Source organism: Sporofaciens sp. St.21A7, from assembly GCF_059728535.1.
Map to the genome: position 1 here is coordinate 3,277,828 of NZ_BAAGFN010000001.1, position 23,591 is coordinate 3,301,418.

27 protein-coding genes are annotated in these 23,591 nt (G+C 43.2%); 2 read left to right on the forward strand and 25 right to left on the reverse strand.

Going from position 1 to position 23,591, the window contains the following annotated elements; genetic code table 11:
• The first annotated feature begins 207 nt into the window (after nucleotides 1-207).
• Entirely contained in the window at nucleotides 208-1,698 is a 1,491-nt protein-coding gene (gene malQ, locus AC6I3O_RS16155; protein ID WP_497851779.1) for a 4-alpha-glucanotransferase, read from the forward strand.
• A 101-nt stretch (nucleotides 1,699-1,799) separates the two neighbouring features.
• On the opposite strand, the gene AC6I3O_RS16160 is transcribed toward malQ, so the two are convergent.
• From AC6I3O_RS16160 to AC6I3O_RS16185, 6 genes are all read right to left on the reverse strand, one after another.
• A complete protein-coding gene (locus AC6I3O_RS16160) occupies nucleotides 1,800-2,612 on the reverse strand; it encodes a phosphatidylserine decarboxylase (RefSeq protein WP_497851780.1) in 813 nt (270 codons plus the stop codon).
• A complete protein-coding gene (locus AC6I3O_RS16165) occupies nucleotides 2,606-3,268 on the reverse strand; it encodes a CDP-alcohol phosphatidyltransferase family protein (protein WP_497851781.1) in 663 nt (220 codons plus the stop codon). The genes AC6I3O_RS16160 and AC6I3O_RS16165 overlap by 7 nt, the downstream gene beginning before the upstream one ends.
• 31 nt (nucleotides 3,269-3,299) lie before the next feature.
• Entirely contained in the window at nucleotides 3,300-4,343 is a 1,044-nt protein-coding gene (locus tag AC6I3O_RS16170) for a CPBP family intramembrane glutamic endopeptidase (protein WP_497851782.1), read from the reverse strand.
• 143 nt (nucleotides 4,344-4,486) lie between these two features.
• Entirely contained in the window at nucleotides 4,487-5,386 is a 900-nt protein-coding gene (locus AC6I3O_RS16175) for an SPL family radical SAM protein (protein ID WP_497851783.1), read from the reverse strand.
• Between the two features lie 66 nt (nucleotides 5,387-5,452).
• Nucleotides 5,453-5,977, reverse strand: a complete 525-nt coding sequence (locus AC6I3O_RS16180) for a flavodoxin domain-containing protein (RefSeq protein WP_497851784.1) — start codon at nucleotides 5,975-5,977, stop codon at nucleotides 5,453-5,455.
• 29 nt (nucleotides 5,978-6,006) lie between these two features.
• On the reverse strand, nucleotides 6,007-6,579 hold the full coding sequence (locus tag AC6I3O_RS16185; RefSeq protein ID WP_497851785.1) for a TetR/AcrR family transcriptional regulator: 573 nt from the start codon (nucleotides 6,577-6,579) through the stop codon (nucleotides 6,007-6,009).
• Between the two features lie 208 nt (nucleotides 6,580-6,787).
• Here AC6I3O_RS16185 and AC6I3O_RS16190 point away from each other — a divergent pair, with 208 nt between their 5' ends.
• Complete coding sequence (locus AC6I3O_RS16190; RefSeq protein WP_497851786.1) at nucleotides 6,788-7,528, forward strand: effector binding domain-containing protein; 741 nt, start codon at nucleotides 6,788-6,790, stop codon at nucleotides 7,526-7,528.
• 98 nt (nucleotides 7,529-7,626) lie between these two features.
• Here AC6I3O_RS16190 and AC6I3O_RS16195 read toward each other — a convergent pair whose 3' ends face one another.
• The 19 genes from AC6I3O_RS16195 to AC6I3O_RS16285 form a co-directional block, all read right to left on the reverse strand.
• Complete coding sequence (locus AC6I3O_RS16195; RefSeq protein ID WP_497851787.1) at nucleotides 7,627-8,877, reverse strand: MFS transporter; 1,251 nt, start codon at nucleotides 8,875-8,877, stop codon at nucleotides 7,627-7,629.
• A gap of 3 nt (nucleotides 8,878-8,880) precedes the next feature.
• A complete protein-coding gene (locus tag AC6I3O_RS16200) occupies nucleotides 8,881-9,534 on the reverse strand; it encodes a TetR/AcrR family transcriptional regulator (protein WP_497851788.1) in 654 nt (217 codons plus the stop codon).
• Nucleotides 9,535-9,671: 137 nt separating this feature from the next.
• Entirely contained in the window at nucleotides 9,672-11,231 is a 1,560-nt protein-coding gene (locus tag AC6I3O_RS16205) for an ATP-binding cassette domain-containing protein (protein WP_497851789.1), read from the reverse strand.
• Between the two features lie 149 nt (nucleotides 11,232-11,380).
• Nucleotides 11,381-12,253 (reverse strand): S41 family peptidase, encoded by an 873-nt coding sequence (locus AC6I3O_RS16210; RefSeq protein ID WP_497851790.1) that lies wholly within the window; start codon nucleotides 12,251-12,253, stop codon nucleotides 11,381-11,383.
• Nucleotides 12,237-13,457, reverse strand: coding sequence for a radical SAM protein (locus AC6I3O_RS16215; RefSeq protein ID WP_497851791.1), 1,221 nt, complete (start codon nucleotides 13,455-13,457; stop codon nucleotides 12,237-12,239). The genes AC6I3O_RS16210 and AC6I3O_RS16215 overlap by 17 nt, the downstream gene beginning before the upstream one ends.
• A gap of 97 nt (nucleotides 13,458-13,554) precedes the next feature.
• Nucleotides 13,555-13,677 carry a hypothetical protein gene (locus tag AC6I3O_RS16220; RefSeq protein ID WP_497851792.1) on the reverse strand — a complete coding sequence of 41 codons (123 nt, stop codon included), beginning with the start codon at nucleotides 13,675-13,677 and terminating at the stop codon, nucleotides 13,555-13,557.
• 283 nt (nucleotides 13,678-13,960) lie between these two features.
• Nucleotides 13,961-15,859, reverse strand: coding sequence for a helix-turn-helix domain-containing protein (locus AC6I3O_RS16225; protein ID WP_497851793.1), 1,899 nt, complete (start codon nucleotides 15,857-15,859; stop codon nucleotides 13,961-13,963).
• A 314-nt stretch (nucleotides 15,860-16,173) separates the two neighbouring features.
• A complete protein-coding gene (locus AC6I3O_RS16230) occupies nucleotides 16,174-16,557 on the reverse strand; it encodes a hypothetical protein (protein ID WP_497851794.1) in 384 nt (127 codons plus the stop codon).
• Nucleotides 16,558-16,571: 14 nt separating this feature from the next.
• A complete protein-coding gene (locus AC6I3O_RS16235) occupies nucleotides 16,572-16,748 on the reverse strand; it encodes a hypothetical protein (RefSeq protein ID WP_497851795.1) in 177 nt (58 codons plus the stop codon).
• A 241-nt stretch (nucleotides 16,749-16,989) separates the two neighbouring features.
• Nucleotides 16,990-17,259 (reverse strand): type II toxin-antitoxin system VapC family toxin, encoded by a 270-nt coding sequence (locus AC6I3O_RS16240; protein ID WP_497851796.1) that lies wholly within the window; start codon nucleotides 17,257-17,259, stop codon nucleotides 16,990-16,992.
• A gap of 17 nt (nucleotides 17,260-17,276) precedes the next feature.
• Entirely contained in the window at nucleotides 17,277-17,450 is a 174-nt protein-coding gene (locus tag AC6I3O_RS16245; protein ID WP_497853495.1) for a type II toxin-antitoxin system Phd/YefM family antitoxin, read from the reverse strand.
• A gap of 439 nt (nucleotides 17,451-17,889) precedes the next feature.
• Nucleotides 17,890-18,012, reverse strand: a complete 123-nt coding sequence (locus AC6I3O_RS16250; protein WP_497851797.1) for a hypothetical protein — start codon at nucleotides 18,010-18,012, stop codon at nucleotides 17,890-17,892.
• A 368-nt stretch (nucleotides 18,013-18,380) separates the two neighbouring features.
• Nucleotides 18,381-19,028: a potassium channel family protein gene (locus AC6I3O_RS16255; RefSeq protein WP_497851798.1), complete on the reverse strand. Its 648-nt coding sequence runs from the start codon at nucleotides 19,026-19,028 to the stop codon at nucleotides 18,381-18,383.
• 15 nt (nucleotides 19,029-19,043) lie between these two features.
• Complete coding sequence (locus AC6I3O_RS16260) at nucleotides 19,044-20,420, reverse strand: TrkH family potassium uptake protein (RefSeq protein WP_497851799.1); 1,377 nt, start codon at nucleotides 20,418-20,420, stop codon at nucleotides 19,044-19,046.
• Between the two features lie 16 nt (nucleotides 20,421-20,436).
• Nucleotides 20,437-21,663 carry a threonine/serine exporter family protein gene (locus AC6I3O_RS16265; RefSeq protein WP_497851800.1) on the reverse strand — a complete coding sequence of 409 codons (1,227 nt, stop codon included), beginning with the start codon at nucleotides 21,661-21,663 and terminating at the stop codon, nucleotides 20,437-20,439.
• A gap of 73 nt (nucleotides 21,664-21,736) precedes the next feature.
• Nucleotides 21,737-21,907: a hypothetical protein gene (locus AC6I3O_RS16270; protein ID WP_497851801.1), complete on the reverse strand. Its 171-nt coding sequence runs from the start codon at nucleotides 21,905-21,907 to the stop codon at nucleotides 21,737-21,739.
• Between the two features lie 53 nt (nucleotides 21,908-21,960).
• Complete coding sequence (locus AC6I3O_RS16275; RefSeq protein WP_497851802.1) at nucleotides 21,961-22,617, reverse strand: ABC-2 transporter permease; 657 nt, start codon at nucleotides 22,615-22,617, stop codon at nucleotides 21,961-21,963.
• Nucleotides 22,617-23,462, reverse strand: coding sequence for an ABC transporter ATP-binding protein (locus AC6I3O_RS16280; RefSeq protein ID WP_497851803.1), 846 nt, complete (start codon nucleotides 23,460-23,462; stop codon nucleotides 22,617-22,619). The genes AC6I3O_RS16275 and AC6I3O_RS16280 overlap by 1 nt, the downstream gene beginning before the upstream one ends.
• A complete protein-coding gene (locus tag AC6I3O_RS16285) occupies nucleotides 23,446-23,583 on the reverse strand; it encodes a hypothetical protein (protein ID WP_497851804.1) in 138 nt (45 codons plus the stop codon). Before AC6I3O_RS16285 ends, AC6I3O_RS16280 begins: the two co-directional genes overlap by 17 nt.
• Nucleotides 23,584-23,591: the final 8 nt, after the last annotated feature.

A 23,591-nucleotide genomic window follows, 5' to 3' on the forward strand; every position in this document is an offset into this window, starting at 1 on the left:
ATTTGTGTACATTTTGCACAAATTTATTCTGTTTTTCTATCATAATGATACTAAATATCAAATACAGATTGCGTTTTGTATCAAAAAGAGGTACATTTATATTATATATTGAGACGCAGGCAAATGCGTCAGAATTTTCGGGCTATTTTGGAATGACTCTTGTTACATGGTTCATTCTGAAGCCGTAACAATTAGGAGGTAACATTTATGAGACGCAAAGCAGGGATTCTTCTTCCCATCACCAGCCTGCCGTCGCGCTATGGCATCGGCTGTTTTTCCCAGAGTGCATATGATTTTATTGACTGGCTGAAAGAGGCCGGGCAGTCCTACTGGCAGATTCTTCCCTTAGGGCCTACAAGCTATGGGGATTCTCCTTACCAATCTTTTTCTACCTTTGCAGGAAATCCTTATTTCATCAGTCTTGAGGCGCTGGTAAAGGAGGGCGTCCTTCATCAGGAGGAGTGCGACGCCATTGATTTTGGGGAACAGGCAGACACGGTAGATTATGAGAAATTGTATAAGAACCGCTACACACTGCTCTACAAAGCTTATCAGAGAAGCTGGATTACAGAGAATCATGACTATCAGCATTTTGTGAGGAAAAACAAATGGTGGCTGTCTGATTATGCCCTGTTCATGGCAATCAAGGAGCAATACGACAATGTTTCCTGGTCTTCGTGGCCCGAGGATATCCGGCTGCGTGAGAGTTCTGCCATGGAGGAATACTATAAGGAGCTGTATCCATATGTGGAGTTCCATCAATACTTGCAGTTTAAGTTCCATGAACAGTGGAGCGCATTGAAAGATTATGCCAACCAGAAGGGAATCCGGCTGATTGGGGACATCCCCATTTATGTGGCCATGGACAGCTCAGATACCTGGGCCCATCCGGAACTTTTCCAATTAGATGAGAAGAATGTCCCTCTCGCCGTGGCAGGCTGCCCGCCGGACGGTTTTTCCGCCACGGGACAGGTCTGGGGTAATCCCCTCTACCGCTGGGATTACCACAGGGACACTAATTATAAATGGTGGATTTCCCGCCTGACCTATTGTTTCCAGATGTACGATATTCTGCGGATCGATCATTTCCGCGGTTTTGACGAATATTATTCCATCCCTTACGGAGATGATTCTGCCGTAAACGGCCATTGGGAGAAGGGACCCGGGATTGAACTGTTCCAGTGCATGGAGCAGCATCTTGGGCACCATGACGTGATTGCGGAGGATCTGGGGTATGTGACGGATTCTGTACGCTGGTTGGTACATGAGACTGGTTTTCCAGGGATGAAGGTATTAGAGTTCGCATTTGACTCCCGTGATTCTGGTTCTGCCATTGACTATCTGCCGCATAATTATGTGGAGAACAGTGTTGTTTACACAGGGACACACGACAATGAGACACTTGTGGGATGGCTGGATTCTATCAAAGAGGAAGAATTGGAGGCTGCAAGGGATTATATGTGCGACCACCATACGCCGAAAGAACTGCTGTACAAATCCTTCATTTCTATGGCGATGAGAAGCAGCGCAAGGACTTGTATTATTCCGCTGCAGGATTATATGGGGCTTGACAATAGCTGCCGGATGAACCAGCCTTCTACCGTAGGGAAGAATTGGAGATGGAGGCTTACGGAGGCGGATTTGTCAAAGGAGCTTAAAGAGGAAATTCTCTCGGTCACGAGACGTTATGGACGTTAGACGGCTTTACAAACCATAGAGAAGGCTGTCGGGAAATAGATTGCAGAAAATACAACATTTCCCGACAGCCCCCTTAAAATTTTTCTTTCCTCCGGTGCGGCCTAACAAGGAACGCCTGTTCCGATACGTTCCCCCATGCGCACGGGTGTCTCTCTCCCTACCCTGCTGTCCGCCAAAATCCTATCGTTCACGGTGACAGTCCCCCTTTGAAAGCACAAAATAACTGTGGAACCGCCAAATTCAAAATATCCTTTTTCCTGTCCCTTTCTGACCTCTGCCGGTCCGTGAAGGTTTACAATCCTGCCGACCAGCATTGCCCCTACCTCCATCATCAGAACCACGCCGAAATTTTCGGTTTTAAGAAGGGAATACTGTCTCGCATTTTCCGCATAAACCGGCACCGTCCCTACAGCGACAGGACGAACGGTGTGCAGAACACCCGGTATTCGCACATTCTTTGTCCTCTGCCCATCTGCAATGTAGCAGAAATGGTGGTAATTGTCCACGGTCAGACGAAAAACCAAAAGGATGCCTCCCCGGTAACGCTCTGCCAGCCGCTTATTTTTTAACAGGCCCTCCAGCGTATAGACCACGTGCTTTACCTTAAAATGACTGTTTTCCGCAATCGGATAACAAGACAGACTCCCGTCGCAGGGACTTACCAGCGCTTCCCCCTCCTGCGCAATCCGGCGTTTCTCCGGAAGAATTTTCCTGCAGAAAAAATCATTAAAGGAATGATATTCCCGCTTTTCGTAATCGTCCATACAGATTTTGTATTTCCGCACAAAAGGTCCAACCATACACGCAGATAGTCTGGTATTTAACAGAAATCCTCCGATTTTGGAAAAAACAGGACTGGTAAGCGGCTTTAACAGCAGTCTGCCGGGAAGCGACCGGTAAAGTATATTCAGCATCCCCACTCCCTCCTTGCCAGCAAAAGAAACAGCGCCGCCGCCACAATCCCCGCGAAAAACGCCAGCCCTTTTCCTTTTAATTTGGGAAACGGCACATCAATGACAAACATAAGCCCCATAGCCGCCAGTATAAGATGCAGAAGCAGGACAAAAATCCCTGCCGGAATCCATGTCCCAACCAAGTACATAACAGGCAGCACCACGGCCGCGGAAGTAATCGGAAGCCCTCTGTAACAAAGGTTTTCTTCCGTTTCCCCTAAACGCCCCTGTGCCGTCACATTAAACTGTGCCAGCCGTATTACCCCGCAGATACAGTACCACGCAATCACAAGCATTCCCGCCGCGCCGTTTACCCCCAGCGTAAAACATATAACCGAAGGAAAGACTCCAAAACACACAATATCGCAAAGTGAATCAATCTGGATGCCAAACGCCTTCTCATCTTCTGTCCTGTCCGTCTTTTTCCTTGCAATCCGCCCGTCAAAGGCATCGCACAGACCGGAAATTGCCAAACAGAATATCGCCTTTATCTGCCTCCCATGCAGCCCCTCCATCATCCCCGCTATGGAAATAAATAAACCAAAGTATGTCAGCCATACCGTATAATTATAAACCCCAAGCAGATTGACCTTTTTGTCCCTATTCTTCTGTTCCATTTGCTACGTTTCCTTTCATCATACCATTGGGTCAAATCAGATAACGCAAAAATGTCGCTATCTCTCCCAGCACATAATGGATAATACACAGCCCCCAGATATTCCCCTGCTTATGGTATAAAATTCCCAAAATTCCCAATAGAAGGGATGCCCCCAGCATATACGGAAATCCATAGGCAATATGAAGGACGCCAAACACAAGAGCCGAAACTACAATTGACAAAAGTCCGGCATACTTTCCCGTAAAAATACGGTTCAGGTTTTCCTGCATAACGCCCCTAGCCAAAAACTCCTGCAAAACAACGGTAAACGGATAAATGACATCTGCAAAAGTTCCTACGCTCCAATCCCAGAACGGAGCGCCCTCCGGGAAAAATCCGGGCGCAATGCGTAAGATGATAACCTTTCCGACAACCAGCAGGATGCCTGCCGCCAAGGTAATTGCAATATCCGGGACAAAAGTCTGCTTTGGATTTGAAATTTTCAATCCAATATCCCGGATGGAAAAGCTGGTCGTTTTCAGAATAATAAAGAACATGATGATGGAAATACCCTCGATAACCAAACTCATAACCTGTCCGGGCAGCTCCATATTCAGATGGCGCAACAGACTCCAAAGGAACAGATATACGCATACACAAATCATCAGTACGGAAAATACGGCGGAAGCCTCCCTTCGCTGCCTGTTGAGCTTTGCAACCTCCGTAACATCAGAAAAAACTACCACAATCCCTATCTTTTTTTCACCATCCTCTCCGTACAGGAAAGAGGAAGTAAGGCGGAATGATTTTAATTCCTGATTTTCCGCCTGATACACGGCTTCGCCGGTATGGGTATGCTCTTTGTCATAGACCGCGTCCAAAACAAACTGATGAACTCCGTCATTGCTTCCATCATCCCGATCTTCCAAGAATACCCTGCCGTAATTCTTCCCGGACACATCTTCATCCACGCCGAGCATATTACATCCCTTGTCATTGAGAAAAATAATTTTCCCATGCATGTCTACCACCAGGACACCGTCATTCATATCCCGTAAAATCCGTGGAATAATCCCATTTTTTTCTACTGTCATATCGTCCCCCACCCAATCATCAATACATCTGCAAATCCAAAGCAAGTTAAGCCTCTTTGGATTATATCACACTATACTTCTTTTGTAGGCATATTGGGATGATTCGCATATTTTATGGGACATTTACTTCATACAGAACCTAATCACGGACAAAACTGCAGCGACATCTGCTCCATCCTGTAAGGTCTTTTATACTGGCTGACAATATCATCCATACGATACAAAATCTTCCTTTTCCTGTACTCTTCCGCAAAATATCCCCATAGCTTTCGTGCCTGCGGACTCCTGCACTCATAGTACTCCCCAAATCTCTTCTGATAGGCTTCCACCAACCCTTTGCCCGGGAATAATTCATTCAATTTCTGATAATACCATACTCTCTGGTTTCCCCTAAGCGTCACTCCAAAGGCTGGATAGATAAATCTTGCCCCCGCATCTTCTGCCCTTCGGACAATCTCTCCCACATTATCCAGATTATCCTCAATAAAAGGCAGAACCGGCATAAGCAGGATACCCGCATAAAGTCCTGCTTTGGAAAGCCGTTCAATCAGCCGGAACCGCTCCGTCGGACGCGATACCCGAGGCTCTATCTTCGCCGCAAGCTCATCATCAGCGGTCGTCACCGTTATTTTGAGAATAACAGGCGAATGTTCTGCAATCCCCTGCAATATATCGATATCCCGCTCCAAAAGCGAACTCTTCGTCGCAATAGCCGCCCCAAATTCAAACGCATCGCACAACTCTAACCCATGGCGGGTAAGCTCAAGCTCCCGCTCAAACGGATTATAGGGGTCGCTCATCGCCCCTGTCCCGACTACGCCGCTCCTCGTCTTCCTGCGCAGGTCGTCCCGGATAATTTTCAGCGCATTCTCCTTTGCCCTTACCTTGTCGAAATGCTCCACCCCGTAACAGTCTGAACGGCTGTCACAGTAAATACATCCATGGCTGCAGCCCTTGTAAATATTCATGTTGTAATCAATACCGAACCAATTCGCCGGAGCCTTCACTTTCGTCACGATTGTCTTTGCGGGTATGTACTCCATCCAAAATACCTCCGAATCTCCATCCATTTACCTGCTATTCTATCATGAGAGCCGGGAAAACACAAATTATTCCAGGTATTCAAGCAACAAATCCAGATATTTCTTATCCGTCCAGTCGCCTTTTTGCCCTACTGCGCTCATCAGTCCCGCCATCCATGGTTCGTAGGAGGAAGGGTCTTTTTTCGCTATGGATTTCTGCAGCATTTTACACATAGTCCTGTCAATTAACGTCATTTTATCCATGTCCCAGGCTCCCCGCCCATAGAACAAAGGGATACTTTCTAATCCATTTTTCAAATTATGCCGCCTTAATTCCTGAAATGATTTTTCATCATAGGGAGAAGCCCCCACGCATAATATGGCGATTCTCTTATCTCTTAGCCTGCTGAAATTCTTCTTCATAAATGACAGTCCCGCAATGCCGGAAGCATATATTCCGCCGCAAAGGACAATGGTTTTATACTGTGCAGCCAGCTCCAACGAGGCTTCTTTTGTCCTGACGCAATCATAACCCGTCATTTCCCTCAGCCACTTTGCGTATTTCTGTGTTGCTCCGTATTTTGATTGATATATAATAATTCCTTTTTTCATGACTGTCCCCTTTCTAAGTCCAATGCTTTTCAGTCCAACTTTTTTGAATCCAACGCTTGTCTTAAAAATGCTTCATAAGCAATCTCCTGCTGCTTATAGATTTCATCCGCCGAAATTCCCGGCGTCGTGACTGAAAAAACAGTGCCGATTCCAATAGTATAAATCAGCATATTCAAATGCAATCTTCTCGCCTGTGATACGCTGATTTTTAATTCATGTGCAATCTTCTCTGCCACATGAGGGCTGGCTTCCTGTTCATACAAATCATTCAGTGAAGAAATTCCGGTTCTGCGATGCAGAACGAATATTTTGAACAAAAAGGGTTCTTCTTTCGCCAGACAGATATACGCCCTTCCTGTACTGGCAAACAAGTTCTCTTTGTCAATATGCTCACTTATATACTGTCTTATGAAAATGTTGGTCTGTTCCACCACGTCTGTACGCAGACCATCCATATTTTTGCAATAGCTGTAGATTGGCTGGACAGAACAGCCTATTTTGTCTGCAATATTTTTTACCATGACCTGCTCCATACCGCTGCTTCTCGCTATTTCAAAAGCGGCATTTACAACCATTTCCTTTGTAATTCTTTGTTTTGGCATGATTCCTCCTATTATATAATCCAGTTATATAAATTATTTATATAACTGGATTATATACTTGTTTCTATCTTTCGTCAATATTATTTTTGTTACGCTTACTTCCTTATTCCTTCCCTAATAAGTCTCCATGAAATTCCAAATCATGACACACAGTTGTCCTGATTCATTTGATAGAATATCCCCATAAACAGAAAGGAGATTTAATTCTATGAAGTACGAAATTGTAACATTGAATGAAAAAATAGCTGTGGGGATTTCAGCGCGGACAAACAACCTCTCCCCTGATATGGGAGCCGTAATCGGCGGGCTTTGGAAACGATTTTATCAAGAGGGCGTCTACGCCTCTATTCCAGAAAAGACGGACGGAAAAGCGCTGGGGATTTATACAGACTATGCAGGCGACGAAAAATCTGATTACACCGCAATCGTTGCCTGTGAAGCGGCACATGAACCCGAGGAAGGGGAATATACGGTCTGCCGGATTCCAGCCGGCAGATATGCGAAGTTTGTTATCCATGGGGATATGGTACAGGCAGTTGCGGCGGCATGGCAGGAAATCTGGCAGATGAATCTTCCCAGAACTTTTCAGTGCGATTTTGAAGAATATCAAGACGACAGTATGGAACATGCGGAAATCCACATTTACGTAGGATTATTGGAAAATGAGAACCTGAACGGAGACGCAAAGACTATGATTGAATCAAGATGTGGAATTTTGTGCAGCGAATGTACCTATCGCGAACAAATGAACTGTGAGGGATGCGTACATATTCAAAAGCCGTTCTGGGGCGACAGCTGTCCTGTGAAATCTTGCTGCGAGACAAAGACAAAAGAGCATTGCGGAAACTGTGAGAATTTCCCCTGCGACCTGCTGAACCAGTTTGCTTATGATGAAAAACAGGGGGATGGCGGAAAACGGATTGAACAGTGTAAAAACTGGAAGGGATAACGTCACAATCCATCTATGATGCAATCTATTGCAATTCAAATCAGAAAATGCATGGGCAGAAACGCGTAACACCGACTCTTCTGCCCATGTCTGACATCTCATTGGGAAATCCCCTGCATTTCCTCCACCTTTTTGAAAAATCCTGCAGCAGACAGTCCAATCACGCATACGATTATCCCCGATGGAACTAACACAAGAGAAACATCCTTGCTGAACCAGTCAAATAAAAAACCGTAAACCATCTGTCCAACAGGCTGAACGCACATGGTAATCGCAGATGTATACGCCATTACCTTTCCAATCATATGATTCGGCGTATTCTGCTGTATGATAGACACCGCAAAAATGGAGAAAATACTGATTGCAATCTGCATACCGCAGAACGAAACAACATTCACGGCATATTTTACCACAGCGGCAGCCGGAAATAAAAATACCGCCCCGGCAGGGAGCATACAGATTCCAATCGCTGCAAGTGTCACGGATAACCTTCTGATTTTCATCTTCCCCGTAAGCAGCCCGGCGGCAATACTCCCTAAAATTGTGGCAACCGCCAGCATACTTTCTGCTCCTCCGTAATATTTTGCATCCAGTCCAAGGATTGTCCGCACGATGTAAGGCAATCCGACCAGAGTGACCCCCATTACAAAGAAACGGGAAAGCGCGGCAAAGGAAAGCATTTTTAGAATATTTCTTTGCTCTCGTGTGATAAACCTGATACTGCTGACAAAATCATCTTTTATAACAGACAGGTAAGCCCCGTTGTTACTTCCTGGCTGATAATCTAATTTGATGAAACATTCAAACAGCGCTGTGATGAAAAAACAGATTACGCTGGTATACATCACGGGCTTCAACCCAACTGCCGCATATGCGATACCTCCAAGCATGGGCGCAGTCAGATAGGACACAGACGCCACCTGATTGACCACGGCATTTCCGCGGATAATATTATCCCCTGTCTGCATTTGTGGAATACAAGCCTGCACCGTGGGAGTCTCAAAAGCCCCGAGAACGGACAGGGCCACAAGCAGGATACTAATCACAACAAGAGCATTATCTCCCGATAAAATGAGCGCAGCACACAAGACTGCACATCCGGTTAAAGCATCCAGCGCCACCATGATATTCCTTCTGTTCCCACGGTCGGCAAGGATTCCGCCAAGGGGAGACAAAAGGATGGCCGGAATCGCTGCCGCAGATAAAATGCCGGCAAATATGGCGGCGGAGCCAGTCTCTTCCAGAACATACATGGACAAGGCAAGCCTTAAAATATAATTACCGAACAAAGAAGTGATTTGCCCCATGATAAGGAGTACAAAATTTCCCGTGAATAGTTTCTCCCCCATAGACTACACTCCCCCTTTTTCCGTGAAGCCCCCCAGTATTTTATCTGTCCTTTCATACATCGCTTCTTCTATAATCGGAAGTCCCATTACAGCGAGAACTTCTGCAATAAAACAGCATTTGTGCTGTATCTCTTCTGCAGTAGCCGGAAATACGGAGGGCATTAGCCAGAAATTGATAAGCGGAAGCAGTTCGGAAAGTTCTCTGGAATATTCCGTCCGAATCGAACCGTCGCGCCGCCCTTCTTCAATTAATCTGTACCACAGCGGAGTCAGTTCCCGTCTGTTTGCCTCGATTGCCGCTGCCAGAATATGCGGGTCTTTCAGGATTGCAATCGCCTGCGTATTGATCTCTTCCCGTTCTTTATCAGCTTTGTCAAATGTAAGTACCTCTCGGATTTTTTGCAGCCCGTTCAGATCAGAACGGTTCTCTACTGCCTCAAAGGGATTATTTTCAAAAAACATCTGATCGCCTAAGGCATGGATAACTTCTTCCTTGCTCTGAAAGAAACGGTAAAACATTCCCTTTGCGCCGCCTGCCAGCTCCATAATGTCAGTGATGGCGGTTTCCTCATAGCCCTTCGAGAGAAATAACTGCTTTGCGGCGTCTAATATCTCCTTTTTCCATTGTTCCGGCGCTTTTTTTACTGGTCTTGCCAACTTCCTCTCCCTCCTCAAATAGTTATTGACTTCAAGTCAATAACTATTATATAAGAATAATTATGGAATGTCAATAAAAACCTCCTGAATTGATATTTATTATAATATCAATCCAAGAGGCTCTTTCGCTCATTGCATTATAACTGCAATATTTTATTTGCATATGATTCCGGCATTGAATCGTGAGATATGATAAATATAATCTTCTGTTCATTTCCGGACATAATCCGTTTTAAAATCACTTCTGCACTTTCTTTATCTATATTGCTTGTCACCTCGTCAAGAATAATAACATCTACATCATCATAAAGAGCTCTCGCCAACGCAATCCGCTGTTTTTCTCCACCGGATAAATTTGTACCATTTTCATCAATCAATGAATCCATGTTCTTATTCGCCAAAATACTCTGAAGAATCGGTTCATGCTTTAGTTTTTCTTCCCTTTCCTTATCCCATTTTATATTAAAAAACAGATTCTCTCTCAGAGTACCTTTCACAATCGGAACATTCTGCGACAAATAGTTCATTCGGCTTCTCAGCGACGCATTGGTTACATCCTTCAACGAAATGTCATTGATAAAAATACCGTCACATTCCCGGAATTTCAAAAGCATTTTAACCAGCGTGCTTTTTCCCTTCCCGCTTTCTCCTTTGACCCACACGACATCGCCATATTGAAAACTGCCCTGAATATCGCGGGCAAGTACCTTCTCTTTAATCTGAAGCGTATCTATGTCAAAACGAATGGAGGAAATCTGAGAAATTCTTTGGGTTCCATCTGTCTCCCGGTTCTCATCCATCTGACTGATAAATTCTTTCGACACATTTAGATTCTGTTTACTCAGATTCGCATTCGTCACCATATTGAGATTGCTTGTATAAATCGGGAAAAGAACAACCATCAGTACCATCATCAACGGGCTTCCGTCTGCTTCAAGATACTGAAAAACGGTCAGCGCCATCACCATTGTCTGTGCTATCTGACTGATAGAACGCAATACTTTGGAGGAAGTCTGCGCAAACACATTGATATCCGCCATACTGCCGTAAATTCGCTCCACCGCCGGCTGCACCTGCATCTCCAAAACCTCAAAATCACTGCACTGTTTCAAATAATCTGTCTGTCCGAGAAAAGACAACAACTGCTGAAATCCGGTTGAATTTTCCCGCTGCAGCACCTCGGAGCGTCTTGCCAACTCCTTGTTCAATAATTTATATCCAAAGTATTGAATAAAAATCAGCATAAACATAATTCCGGAAACCCATAAACTTTGAAACAGTGTAATTACCAAAATCGTAATCAGAATCAACAGGCTTGACCAAATCTGAATATAACTTTCCGTCATAAACGAATATAAGTTATTCACCGCAATCTGTATACGGTTTAAAAGATTGGACGGACCTTCTTCCTGAATCATGTCATAGCGAAGGGCGCAGTATTTGGAAATATAATTATTAAAATTGGCTATATTATATTGCTTCGCAAATTTCTCTCTGCATATTGTCAGCAATACATCCAGCACAACTGAAATAACAAGAATCAAAAACAAGTTTATAATCTTCTGTGTTGACAGTCCAACACCCATCTTCGACCATAAATTAATCAGTACTGGACTGATTAACGTAATTACTGCGCTTAGCAGCGATAAAAACAGCATAAACAAGAAAAAATTCTGATACTTAAATAGTCTTTTCATAGATATCTCCCTTTACATAACCCATAACTTCCTGATCTTTTCTTTCCGCAACCTATTTACGGTATAAGTATACCATACAGTATTTACCTTTTCAATAACATCCTTTGGATGTTAGGTTAGTTTTCTGCCTCTGAAATCAAAATAATTTTCTATAAAAATATTCCATTATACTTCAAATAATCCGTATATTCTTGAGCTGTAGTTAAGTATAAATCCGGTTGTATTCCAATCAAAATTTTTTCGTCTTTTCCTGAAATATTCTGATACTTATAAATAGGAATTTTAATATAATATCCATTCATTCTAATTATTGTATGCGCAACCCATTTTCCATATGTTTTTTCACCTACAATAGTGCAATTTATGAAGTTTTTTAAAGTTCTTGCAAAAAACTCTGCAGCGCTGGCAGTTTGACTGTTTACTAATAAAATAACTTGCCCAAATGACACAGGGAGTTCATTTTTTGCCTTCACAATTAATTTACGGGATTTATTGTATAAACAGAACAATTCGCCTTTTATAAATACTTCTAAAAGTGACAACATTCGTATAAGATTCCCGCCTCCGTTATCCCTCAAATCTAAAAACAATTTTTTTCCTTGATTTTCTACCAACTTATTTATTTTGAATGCAGAAAAATCATTTATTTTAAAATATACCGTATCTTTTCCTATAAAGTCCTTACCTTCTTTACAACCAGAAACTTCCTGTATTTTCGGATATTTTATTATTTCTGTTTTTAATGATTCATAAGCTATTGTGTAATAATCTCTGTATTTAGAAAGTGCAGTATATGGAGACATGCCATTAATGGAAGCCACTTTCTGGCGATTAATATACAAAGAATTATTATCTATCGAATACGGTATATGGAGTAAGGATAAAATATTAAATACAGGTGTTTGATTAAAAATGTCAAAAAAAGGGTCGTTTTGTATAAATACCGTTTCTTCGATTGAATCCCCTACATTTACTAATTCTTTATAATATAAAGATTTCAATTCATCAAAATTTTTCTTCATATTCTTTTAACATCCTTACCATTTTTACATCTATTTCAGCCTTAATAAAATCACATGCAACTGACGGCGCCACTTCTGTATCTTTATATAAATAGTAAGAAATTGCCGGACAGCCTCCGCCGCATAAATATTTATATTCACAAATATTGCACGATGAAATTGTACTCAAATTTCTTCTTTTAAATAATTCAATGATTTCCGGTTGATTCTGCCGGATGGGATAATTGCCTTCAAATATATTGCCTAATTTCCATTGTTTACTTATCAGCATTTGGCACGGATAGACATCCCCATTTGCATCTATTGCAATTTCCTTATATGACGCCCCGCAAACGGAACCGCCCATATTGGTTGTATTTTCGCTTGACTCTTCATTATCATTTACACCTTCTACAGTCGGGACTAATTCTATTTCATCTTTTGAACCTGGGATATAAATAGATTTAAGAAATTTATAATTATTTTGTTTACAAAATTCTTTTATACTTTTCCAGCTATCCATGTCCTGTTTTGATATAACACATCTTAAATATATTTTTGACCGTAAACTATGTTCAATTTCTTTAAGATTTTTTATTAAAGCATCTATATCTAAACCTTTTCTTAAATTCTTTTGAGCGTCCAAAGTATCAATACTGATTATAGAGCTATCAATATATTTCAATATTCGACTTTTTGCTCCGAGCAGCACGCCATTCGTTAATACTGTAAGGGAGAAGCCTTCTTGCTTAATATATTGCGCAATTTCAACAATGTCTTTTCTTAATAAAGCCTCTCCTCCTGTCAAAATTATATTTTTTACATTTGCTTTCTTTAATATATCTATAACTCGAAAAACTTCTTCAGTTGTCAATTCTTCTCTTTTATTCAAATTATTTTTATTATAACAATACTCGCATTGCAAATTACATCTTTGAGTAACATGAAAATAAACCGTTTCTATTTTAAAGTTTCTGCTTTTTATTTGTTCCTGATATTTATTTCTATAACTCATACTTCGATACTCGTCTTGATTTGAAATCACTATCCCTTTTCTTACAAGCACCTCCCATTCCTCTTCACACATTTTGAATTCATTCATATTGCCTTGTTCCAATAAATCAAGTACATGCTTTTTTATAAGACATATTTTATTGGTATAATAATTATATAAAAGAACATACTTATTTCCATAATATCTTAACAAATCTTTTGATAATTCCATATTATAATTCCTTCAATTCGCATTTTATTAGTAAAACGAGGTTATACCTAATTACTGATCAATTAGATATACCTCGTTTTACATGCAGATAATTATGTTACTCTATTGGCTTTGCGCCAGCCCCTGCACCTGCTCCTGAATTGCATCCGCAACTACATGCCTCGATGCTTTCCAGAACCTCATCAGAAACATCAATTACAACGAAATCTCTTTCCTGCATTTTGTGACCCTCCTTATTTTGTAAGAGTTTGTTTGCAGCTCTTACTGTGCCTATATCATACATCTCGTCCACACAAAAAAACATGACGTTTTATGGGAATTTTATTTTCATAAAACGTCATGTTTTTTGTATTTTTACTATACTATAATAATAAAGCGAAAGAAGGTATTCTATATGAAAAAACATATTAAAAAAATTATTTGCTTATTCGGATTACTTTTTACCCTGACACTTGCTGATAACAGCTCCATTATTACATTATGTGATATTTCCACTCATCAGATTATTCCTCCACAGACAGAGCCTGGTGATAGTACTGAGGATATCCCATAGCTTCCACCTTCTCAAGTATCCCTTTCTCTTTTAAATACTCCCGATTGCAATTATAGCGATATGTATTTTTCATCAGCTTTAATATATCTAATGCCTGATGAAATCTTTCTATACACCGTTCATCATTTTGTTTTTCTAACACACAGGCTTTGATTGAAAGCATTCTTCCAATCTGTCCCCCCTTCCCTACACTTAAAACCTTCTCTGCCCAGATTGGGCAGAGTTCCACTGCTTCATCTAAAATACCATACGTTTCCATTACTCCCACATAATTCCCAGTCATAAGCTCCCAACTTCTAATATTAAACACCGGATGTACTCTTTTGCCTTCACATTTCCTTATCAGTTCTTCCCAAATTAAAAAAGCTTTATCTACCTCTTGCTTTTTTTCATACGCACATGCCAAAAGATTTAAAATTACTTTCTCTGTTTCTGTCAAACAATGCTCAAAAATATGTTCCCTATCCGTTAACGTCAATGCCAGCAGATTGTTTAACTGTAAAATATATTCATCTACATCAATTTTCCGAAAGTGATTCAGACATATCAATTTTTTCATACCAACATACTGTTTATTTCGGTTCTTACTCATATCGATTCGGTTTTCTAATTCCTCGATAAGTTCACTCGCCTTTTCATATTCCTTCTGTCCATTGCAAACGGTTATCTTTCTCTCCAACTCTAATGTATGATATTGCTCTACCGCAATCTTCATGGAAACCCGCTTTCTCTCCCTTTGCATCTTCTCCATCATGGCTTCCATATTTCTTCTGTTCGGTTTTCGCTTTCCACTTTCAATCCGCGATAATGTCTCAGGCTCACAGATTCCTTCCGCAAGCTCTGCCTGCACATAACCTCCTGCAATCCGCTCCTGGCGAATCAGCTCATAATCCAGTTCAAACGACCTGTTCCAGTTATGGAATAACCTGTAATTCTGCAAGTGGATATCTGCCTCTTCCTCCAGTGCCAGGAGCGACCGGTTCTGGCTTTCCAGTTCTTGGATTTTCTGCACATCTTCGTTTCCCCTTTTTAAAACCTCTGCATATGCATTCAAGATTTCAGCCATATAGAGTACTCGTCCTGTATTACGCAACACCTCCAACGCAGTTCTCAGCAAATAACAGCATCTATCATAATCTCCTATTTCCTTTTTTTGTTCCACAAAAAGCAGCACGGCATACGGGTACACCTTTGCCAGTTCCGTTTCCTCGAATGAATTCTGTTTCAAATATTGAATTACCTCTTCCAGTTCTTCTTCCCCTCTTGCATATGGGCTTTTCCGGCTTACTTCCCACCGGAACAAAAGTAGCCTTAGTTCTTCCGCACTCAGCGCACCGCCATCTTTTAAGCATGTTTCGGAATCCATTGTCTGGACGATTGCCTCTTCAATCAGGCGCAAAATTTCTTCGATGATGTCTGCCCTGATTTGCCGCCCTGCGTTTTCTTCGGATACGGCTTTCAGCCACAAGAGCTGCGCCGTCTCCTGACAAATGTACTGACGGTGGAGCGGCTGCTTCGCCTGCTTCTTTTTTCCGTATTGATACAACACCTTCTCCGCCTCTCCCATATCCCGGTGGCAAATCGCCCTCTGCACATAATATTGCAGTTCATACAGTTCATACACATCCAGCGGCAGGATGTATTCTATCCGGTCTGTTGACTTTCCCATCCTCTCAAATAATCGGTCCAGTTCAAAATATCCCGGCTCTGACTGATCTGTCTCTATTCTTGCATAAGTAGATAAGGAATAAAGACCTTTGCAGAGTTGGCTTTGTGTGTATCCAGCCTCCTTCCGGAGCTTTGTCAGTAGTTCTCCGATTCCCTTCTCCATACAATTTTCCTTTTTCATAACCTGCTATTTCTCTCCGTATGTGGATTTTTCTCATGTTCTGTATGGCTTATCTTGAACGAACCGTACTGAACCATGGGGTACTTACATTTTACACCCTTATTTCTTCCGCCGCAATCTATAATGACAAATAGGAGACGAAGATTGAATACGTCTACACAGTTACATTGATTGGTTATTCGCTATATATGCGGCTTCTCTGATAACCAATTAAAATTGCACCTTGAATGCCTATATGCCTTTTTGTTCGCTGTCAGATTTATCCTCCATCGTCTTGACTAAAAACGCTGTCAGATTGACTCCGACAGCGTTTTTTATTTCATATAAACAGAATCCGACAGCCTTGCTTCCGGCTCTACCATACCGGAACCATGGTTGATTTCACAAACAATCTTCTTCAATTCCTCCCGTAAGATTGCCCTCCCTCCATAACTCTCGCTTGGATTCTTCACCACATGTAATTGTTCAATCCCTGCTAGGCAAGCTTTTATTTCTCCTGCTTCTACCTGCTTCGTAAGCAGTTCTGCCATGCCTGGGTCAGCCGTTTCCCGAAGCAGCTTTTTCCTAACAAATTCCATTACGGATTCTACTCGGAAACTTTCTTTCCTTAGATTTCTTAAAGCCGTCCTCCACAGCCCCTCTAACCCTACCTTCCAAGTTTCCATCTGTTCCCAATTCACAAGCACTAAGGCTATCATTTCCTGTTCTTCTTTCACGAGAATGTAAAATACACGGCACGTTTGAAGGAATCCGAAGCCTGCCCTTTCTCCTTCTCCGAATAACTGGTAGTTCCTACGTCAACTGCTTCTTCCCGTTCCGACTTATTCCCGGACTCCTCCTTTCTGAGACTTGACGCTCTCTTTGCTAATTCTTCCTTAATATCTGACATTTCTTACCTTCACAACTACCGAAACTTCCATCTGCAATTCCTTCCCTATACCTTGTTGGACAGAGTCCACCCGCCCGCAGGACATGTATTATGGTATGCCCTTGGGGATGATATTCTGGCATTCAAAAAGGAGAGGCATTTTCATCCTCTCCTTGACACTTTATAACTCTATAATTAATTTGTCTTACGAAACCCCATTCTTTAGGATTTCACAGAAATGTTCTTCACTGACTGCCTCTATCTAGACTTGCAAAAGAATTTCTGCCGGGGCAAACATAGGAATACCCAAGCCTTCAAAATCTCTTTTGTTTCGGGTGACAATACAATCACAATGTATAGATTTAGCGCAAGTGGCAACAAGACAATCTTCAAGATCCTTTGCCTTTTTCTGAAATGCAATCAGAACATCATTGTTAGTAACAGTGCATACTTTGACAATCTCCAAAAGTTTTCCGATTGCCTTATATGCCATATCAATGCTATGGGTATATTTTCTTACAAGATAGTACATCAACGATTACATTCGTATCACACATTATTTTCATATTTTAACAGACGCTCCTCTCGCAAAGAGTCCATATCTATATCAGTAGAAATACCACCAAGCATTCCGCGCAAGGAATCCACAGCAGAAATTTGGGGATTTACAACTTTAGCAACCGTTTTTCCATTACGAGTAATAAAGACATCTTCTTTGGCAATTAATTCAAGGTATTTACCGAAATTAGCTTTAAATTCTGTCGCTGTAACAACCCTGACTAAATCCTCCTTTTATTTAGGTTATTCTCATTATATGCGATTCTAATAAGAAATCAATAAAATCATGCGAAACTGAAAGGAACGATATCAAAAATCGTTCAATCTTTCGATCCATATACAAAATATCGACAGCTTTCGTACTCTGCCTTGAAATCTTATCCCATCGGTTCTTACGCCGCTTTCACCGTAAGCCTCCGGCTGCGAATTGTCTTCTGGTACTCTGCATATACCTCCGGCTTCTCTGCTTTCAAGCGTTTCTTGTCTATCCTCTGGCTGTCTACCTCTTTCCATGATACCCTTGCAGAATACCGAATCCTGCCAAGAACCTTATACTGCCTATAATGGCTGCTCTCTGCATTGTCCCATTCCTGCCTGAGCCATTCTAACCCTGCCGCTTCTCCGTCCGTGTCGCATTGTCCCTTACCACTACTTGGTGATACTTTTCTAGCATTACATACATTCTGCCGTCGTCAAAGACTCTGTAAGTAATCACGTCTCCGCCCATGCTGCATACGTTTCTTCTCTCAGATTCTTTCTAAAATACAACTGCATTTTTAACTCAGAAAACCAAGTGAAATCCAAGTTTGGTAAAAGTCTGGTACTGACCTCCTGATAACATACAGCACCCCTTTTATAAACAGCGAAAACCCGCCATCCACAAGGGATAACGGGCTTCGTTGTTATTATAGTAGTTAAAGGAATGAGAGTTAAAGTGCGGCGCCAGAGGTAAAACCTCAGGCGCTTTGCTTTATTGAGGGGGGAGATAGTTGATGTCCTTATCAACTATCTGTACTCAAGTATAAACCTTAAATATGTCTAAAATGTGTTCAATCCATTAAAGATATCGAAAAAATATTAAGAACCTCTTAATTTCTATATCCTCTCCAACGCCTCATTAGCCCCAATCAGCATCAGAATCATCCCGTCCCTAAGGGGCAGGTCCGGATTCGGCGTAATCTCTACATGCCCTTCTTCCTCCTCCTTAATCCCCACTACATTGACCTCATAATTTCTCCTGACATCCAGCTCCTTGAGCGTCTTCCCTACCCACCGTTTCGGTATCGCAGTCTCTACAATGCTATAATCCGGCGAAAGTTCAATCCAGTCTGCAAGGTTCGCAGAGACCAGATTCTTTGCGATCTTCCGCCCCATCTCCTCTTCCGGAAATACCACCGCATCCGCCCCAATCTTCCTTAAAACCTGAGCATGCCTCTCATTATGCGCCTTGCATAAGATATAGGGAATCCCCATCTCCTTAGCCGCAAGGGTCGCTAAGATACTTCCTTCCAGATTCTCTGACGAAGCGACCACCATCCCGTCAAAATTCCTCGACCCCAGCGACTCCAGAAGTTTCGGATTCTCAATATCTGCCTGCATCGCATACGTGACCTTCTCCGCTATATCGCTGACAAGCTCCATATCCTGGTCAACTGCCACGACATCACATCCCAGCTTCTGCAGCGTGACCGCCACGCTCGCCCCGAAGCTTCCAAGACCCAAAACCACAAACTGCTTATTCATCATTTCCTCCTTTTCCTATCCAACCATAATATGCTCCTTAGGCAGACGACGCACCTTATCTCTCGGATGGGTCTTCCCGGCAAACGTTAGCGCCAGTGTAAGCGGCCCAAGCCGTCCAATATACATCATTACCATAATGACTGCCTGGCTCGCCCTGCTAAGATTGGGAGTTAAATCTGCCGTAAGCCCTACCGTTCCCACAGCAGAAGCCGTCTCATAGACTACATTGATCATCGGAACCCCGTCTGGCTCGAGTGCAAGGATTGCAATCGTACCCATAATGAAAACCGAAAATGCAATCATCACAACCCCGAATCCCGTCCGAAAATTCTCTACCGAAATCCTCCTGCCCATACACTCCGTGTCATTCCCACCCCGCACAAACGTAAGGCACGCAAGGAACAGCATGGCAAATGTGGTCGTCTTCGTCCCTCCTGCAGTTCCTCCGGGACTACCGCCAATAAACATGAGAATAGAACAGAACAGCTTCGATTCATCATGCATTGCCCCTTGAGAAAACGTATAGAACCCTGCCGTCCTGGTCGTCACAGACTGAAACAGGGAAGCAAGCAGCTTTTCCCCAAAGCTCATACCCCCGATTGTATCCGGATTACCATACTCGGCACAAAACACAAAGACTGCACCGGCAGTAATTAAAATCAACGTCATAATCAAAGCCAGCCTTGAATGAAGCCTAAGCCTTGTGAACCACCATTTCCCCGGCACTTCCCGATGCACCAGCTTCTTTCCATTCTCTATCACGTCAAACCAGACCGTAAATCCGATACCGCTTAGAATAATCAAAAGAATGGTCGTAATATTGATAATCGGATTCGTCGCATAATCTGCAAGGCTGTTTCCTCCAAGGATATCAATCCCCGCATTACAGAACGCTGAGACTGCATGGAAAACCGAATACCAGATCCCCTTGGCCACGCCATACTCCGGCACAAACTGAAACGCATACAGGAAAGCCCCGCATCCCTCGACTACCAACGTCCCAAGAATAACCTTTCTTACCATCCTTACAATCCCGCCCAGGCGCTCTGCACCATAGGATTCCTGCAGAACTACCCGCTCCCGCAGCGTTATCCGCCTCCGCAGCAGGAAGAAGAACATCGTCGCACAGGCAATCACCCCAAGGCCGCCAATCTGTATCAGAAGCAGCAGAATTACCTTCCCGAACAGCGTGAACTGGGAAGCCGGCGTAACCGTCGTAAGTCCCGTCACACATACCGATGTTACAGACGTAAATAATGCATCCATAAATGTAATGGGGCTTGTGTTGCTGACGGGCAAATACAACAGCACCGCCCCTATCAAAATGATACCCAAAAAACCAACTGCTGTGATACGCAACGTATTCCACCTGATATTTTTCTTTCTATCCACAACAAAATCTCCAATTCTACCGCTCAGCCGTTCCCGTAACCTTCCATTCCCCAACGTAACGCGTCACAATTTCTACAAGGAGGAATCCAAACGCCACCGCAATACATGTCTTGGCAAGCTGAATCGCCTGCTGCGATGCCAGCGCATAATCCGCCTGGGCAAACCCATGCATCATATAGAACAGCGACGCGCCTGGAATTACCGGCATAATCGACGTCGTCAGAAAAATCGTTGCAGGCGCCCGGTGGACTCTGGACATCAGAAACGCATAGGCAGCCACCACCGCCGAGCCAGCCATGACCGCTGCAAAATCATTTCCCCAAAGATGCAGTCCCAACACGTAGAAAGCACAGTTAATCGCCCCGCCAATCCCCGCATAGACCGATTGCTTGACCCCTGTCTTGAACACCAGCGCAAACCCCATACTCGCCACTCCACAAGAAACTAACTGCACGGTAATGCTGGGAGCGATATACATCTCATACATATCTCCCTTGAAAATCAGCATGGCAAGCCCGGTTCCGCAGGCAATCGCCACCGCTCCCAGACAGGCATTGGTTATATTCAAGATTCCTGATAAATATGCCCGTTTCACCACGTCCCGGATTCCATTGGCAACTCCAAGCCCGCTAATCAGTACCATATTCAGCCCCAGCACAATCCGATCCGGATGATGGCCGAAACCTATCTTACCCGCCAGCAGCACCGCCGCCGCAGATAAAAAGGCAATGATTAGATTATAGACCACCAGATTGTCTTCCTTCTTATTCAGCTTATTTCCCAAATAGACTTCAATTCCCCCGCAGATGATCACACCCACGATCGTATCCAGCCAGTCGCAGCCAAAATACACTCCAAAACCTACTCCGCCCAGAATCGGCGCCACGAACTGTAAATACCAGGGCAGAGGCTTCCGGTTCATCACCTCATCATACATCCTGCGGATTTCCTCCACAGACGGCGTGTCTCTGCATATCTGCCTGGACAGGTTATTCAGGTAATCCAGCCGGTCATAATTGAACCCCGCCCTGTGGATTCTTCTAATCTGGGTGATAAAATGCCCTCCCTTAGGCTTGATGGTCGCCTGTATGTCGCTCTGAATTGCAAATACGCTGCACTGTTCCAGCTCATAACTCTCCAGCATCCGGTACATGCTATCCTCCGCCCGGTCCGTCTCCGCGCCGCTCTTAATCATCTCTTTCCCTATATTGATAATCTCATTCAACAATAATTCGTAATCCATACCGTACTCCGCCTGTTCTTTTGTTCCTGTACAGTATATCCATTTTTATAGATAAAATCAATACCTTCCATTTTCATTTTTTCTTGTCCGCGTTTAACCGGCTATTTCTGCTTTTCCATATGTTACAGTTGTTCCGCTTTACTCCTCCACGCTCCACCACCAGGAAATACGCAAACCTTAGTATTGCGGTAATCTTGCAAATATCAAATAATATATTACTGATATCAAATATCATATTCTTCATACCTACCCACCTCCCGTTTTCCTTCGTCAGTGTCCATTCTACTGCCTTTCCATCTAAAATTCTCTCTTCTCGATAAACTGCACCGAAATCAGATACGAAATTGCCATTAGAATCCCACAGATTACCGTAATCCCTGCCAGAGACACCGCCGGCTTCATCCCGTAAATCCACTCAATTGCCCCTTCCCAGTTAATGCCAAATGCCTCGCATACTTTTATGCCCAAATACACCGCCATTATCCCTATTCCCCAAACAATCATCAGCGCGACTCTGCTCTTATCTGCCCCGAACTTTAACTGCAATGGTATGATGACAGCCAAGACCACCGTAACCAGAAGGAAACTTATTACCACAGATAAAGCCCACTCTCCCACAGAGAACTCAATCTCCCTGATTCTGGAAAATACAAATGAAAAAACAGAAACCGCCGCCAGCCCCGGCAATGTAGTCACAATACTGAACAGATATTTCTCAGCCACATATTCCTTTCGGCTCACCGGAAGCGTAAAGAGATATCCCATCCCATTCTCAAATTCATCATAACTAATGGTATTCAACGTCAGAACCCCTATCATAATGGTGATATAAGCCATGATAAAAGCAAAATTCGTATATGCCGTCATGAATATCATCATCATAATCAGAATTATGCCAAAAAACTGCTTCTGCCCTTTCACTAACCCCAAATCTTTCATAAATAATCCCTTCATTACTTTTCACCTCGTATCATCATCATAATCAACTCGTCAATAGTTCCCTTCTCAACCGCAATATCCGGGTAATTCTCCTGATAGAACTGCCTTTGGTCTGTGAGGCAGCTATAGCCAAATTCTTCCTTCCTATGGCGCAGGACATGCTCCCGCTCAATCCTTCCAAACTGTTCCGGCGTCACCTTCAGAATTCCATAACTGCCTAACAGCACGTCTGTTTCCTCATAGAGTACGATCTTCCCTTCATCAATCATGTAAATGTCATCGCACAGCCCTTCTAAATCGCTGGAAATGTGGGAGCTGACCAGAATCGATCGGCCATCCTGTTCCATATACGTCCTGAGGATATCCAGAAGCTCATCCCTTGCGACCACGTCCAACCCGGCGGTCGGTTCGTCTAATATCAATAACTTCGCCTCATGCGCAAGCGCTGCCAGCACTTGCAGCTTCCGCTTCATTCCTGTGGAAAATTCCTTAATCTTCTTATTCATGGGAAGCTGAAACTCTTTGCACTTCCTCCGGAACTCTTCCTCCTGAAAATTCCTGTACAGGCTCTTGAGCATAGGAAGCAAATCCTGAATCGTCAGATAACCGCAAAACCCCGCGTCTGACATAACCACTCCGATATCCTCCTTTTCTTTGTTCCCAATCTCATAAACCGGCTTTCCAAAAATCTCAATGCTCCCTCCGTCGGTCTTCAAAAGCCCAAGAATCGCCTTAAATGTAGTACTCTTTCCCGCACCGTTCTTTCCAATCAGCCCAGTCACGCATCCTTCCTGCACTTCCAGGGTACAGTCTAGCTGAAATCCCTTGTACTCTTTCCTTACCCTATTCAATCTCAACATCCTGCCAATCCTCCTGCCACTTATCTTTCTTCATCCGGACTTCTTCCATTCTCTCTACTCTCTTCATCCGGATTTCTTCCATTCTCTCTTTCCCCTTCATCCGGACTTCTTCCCTTTTCATCCGGGCTC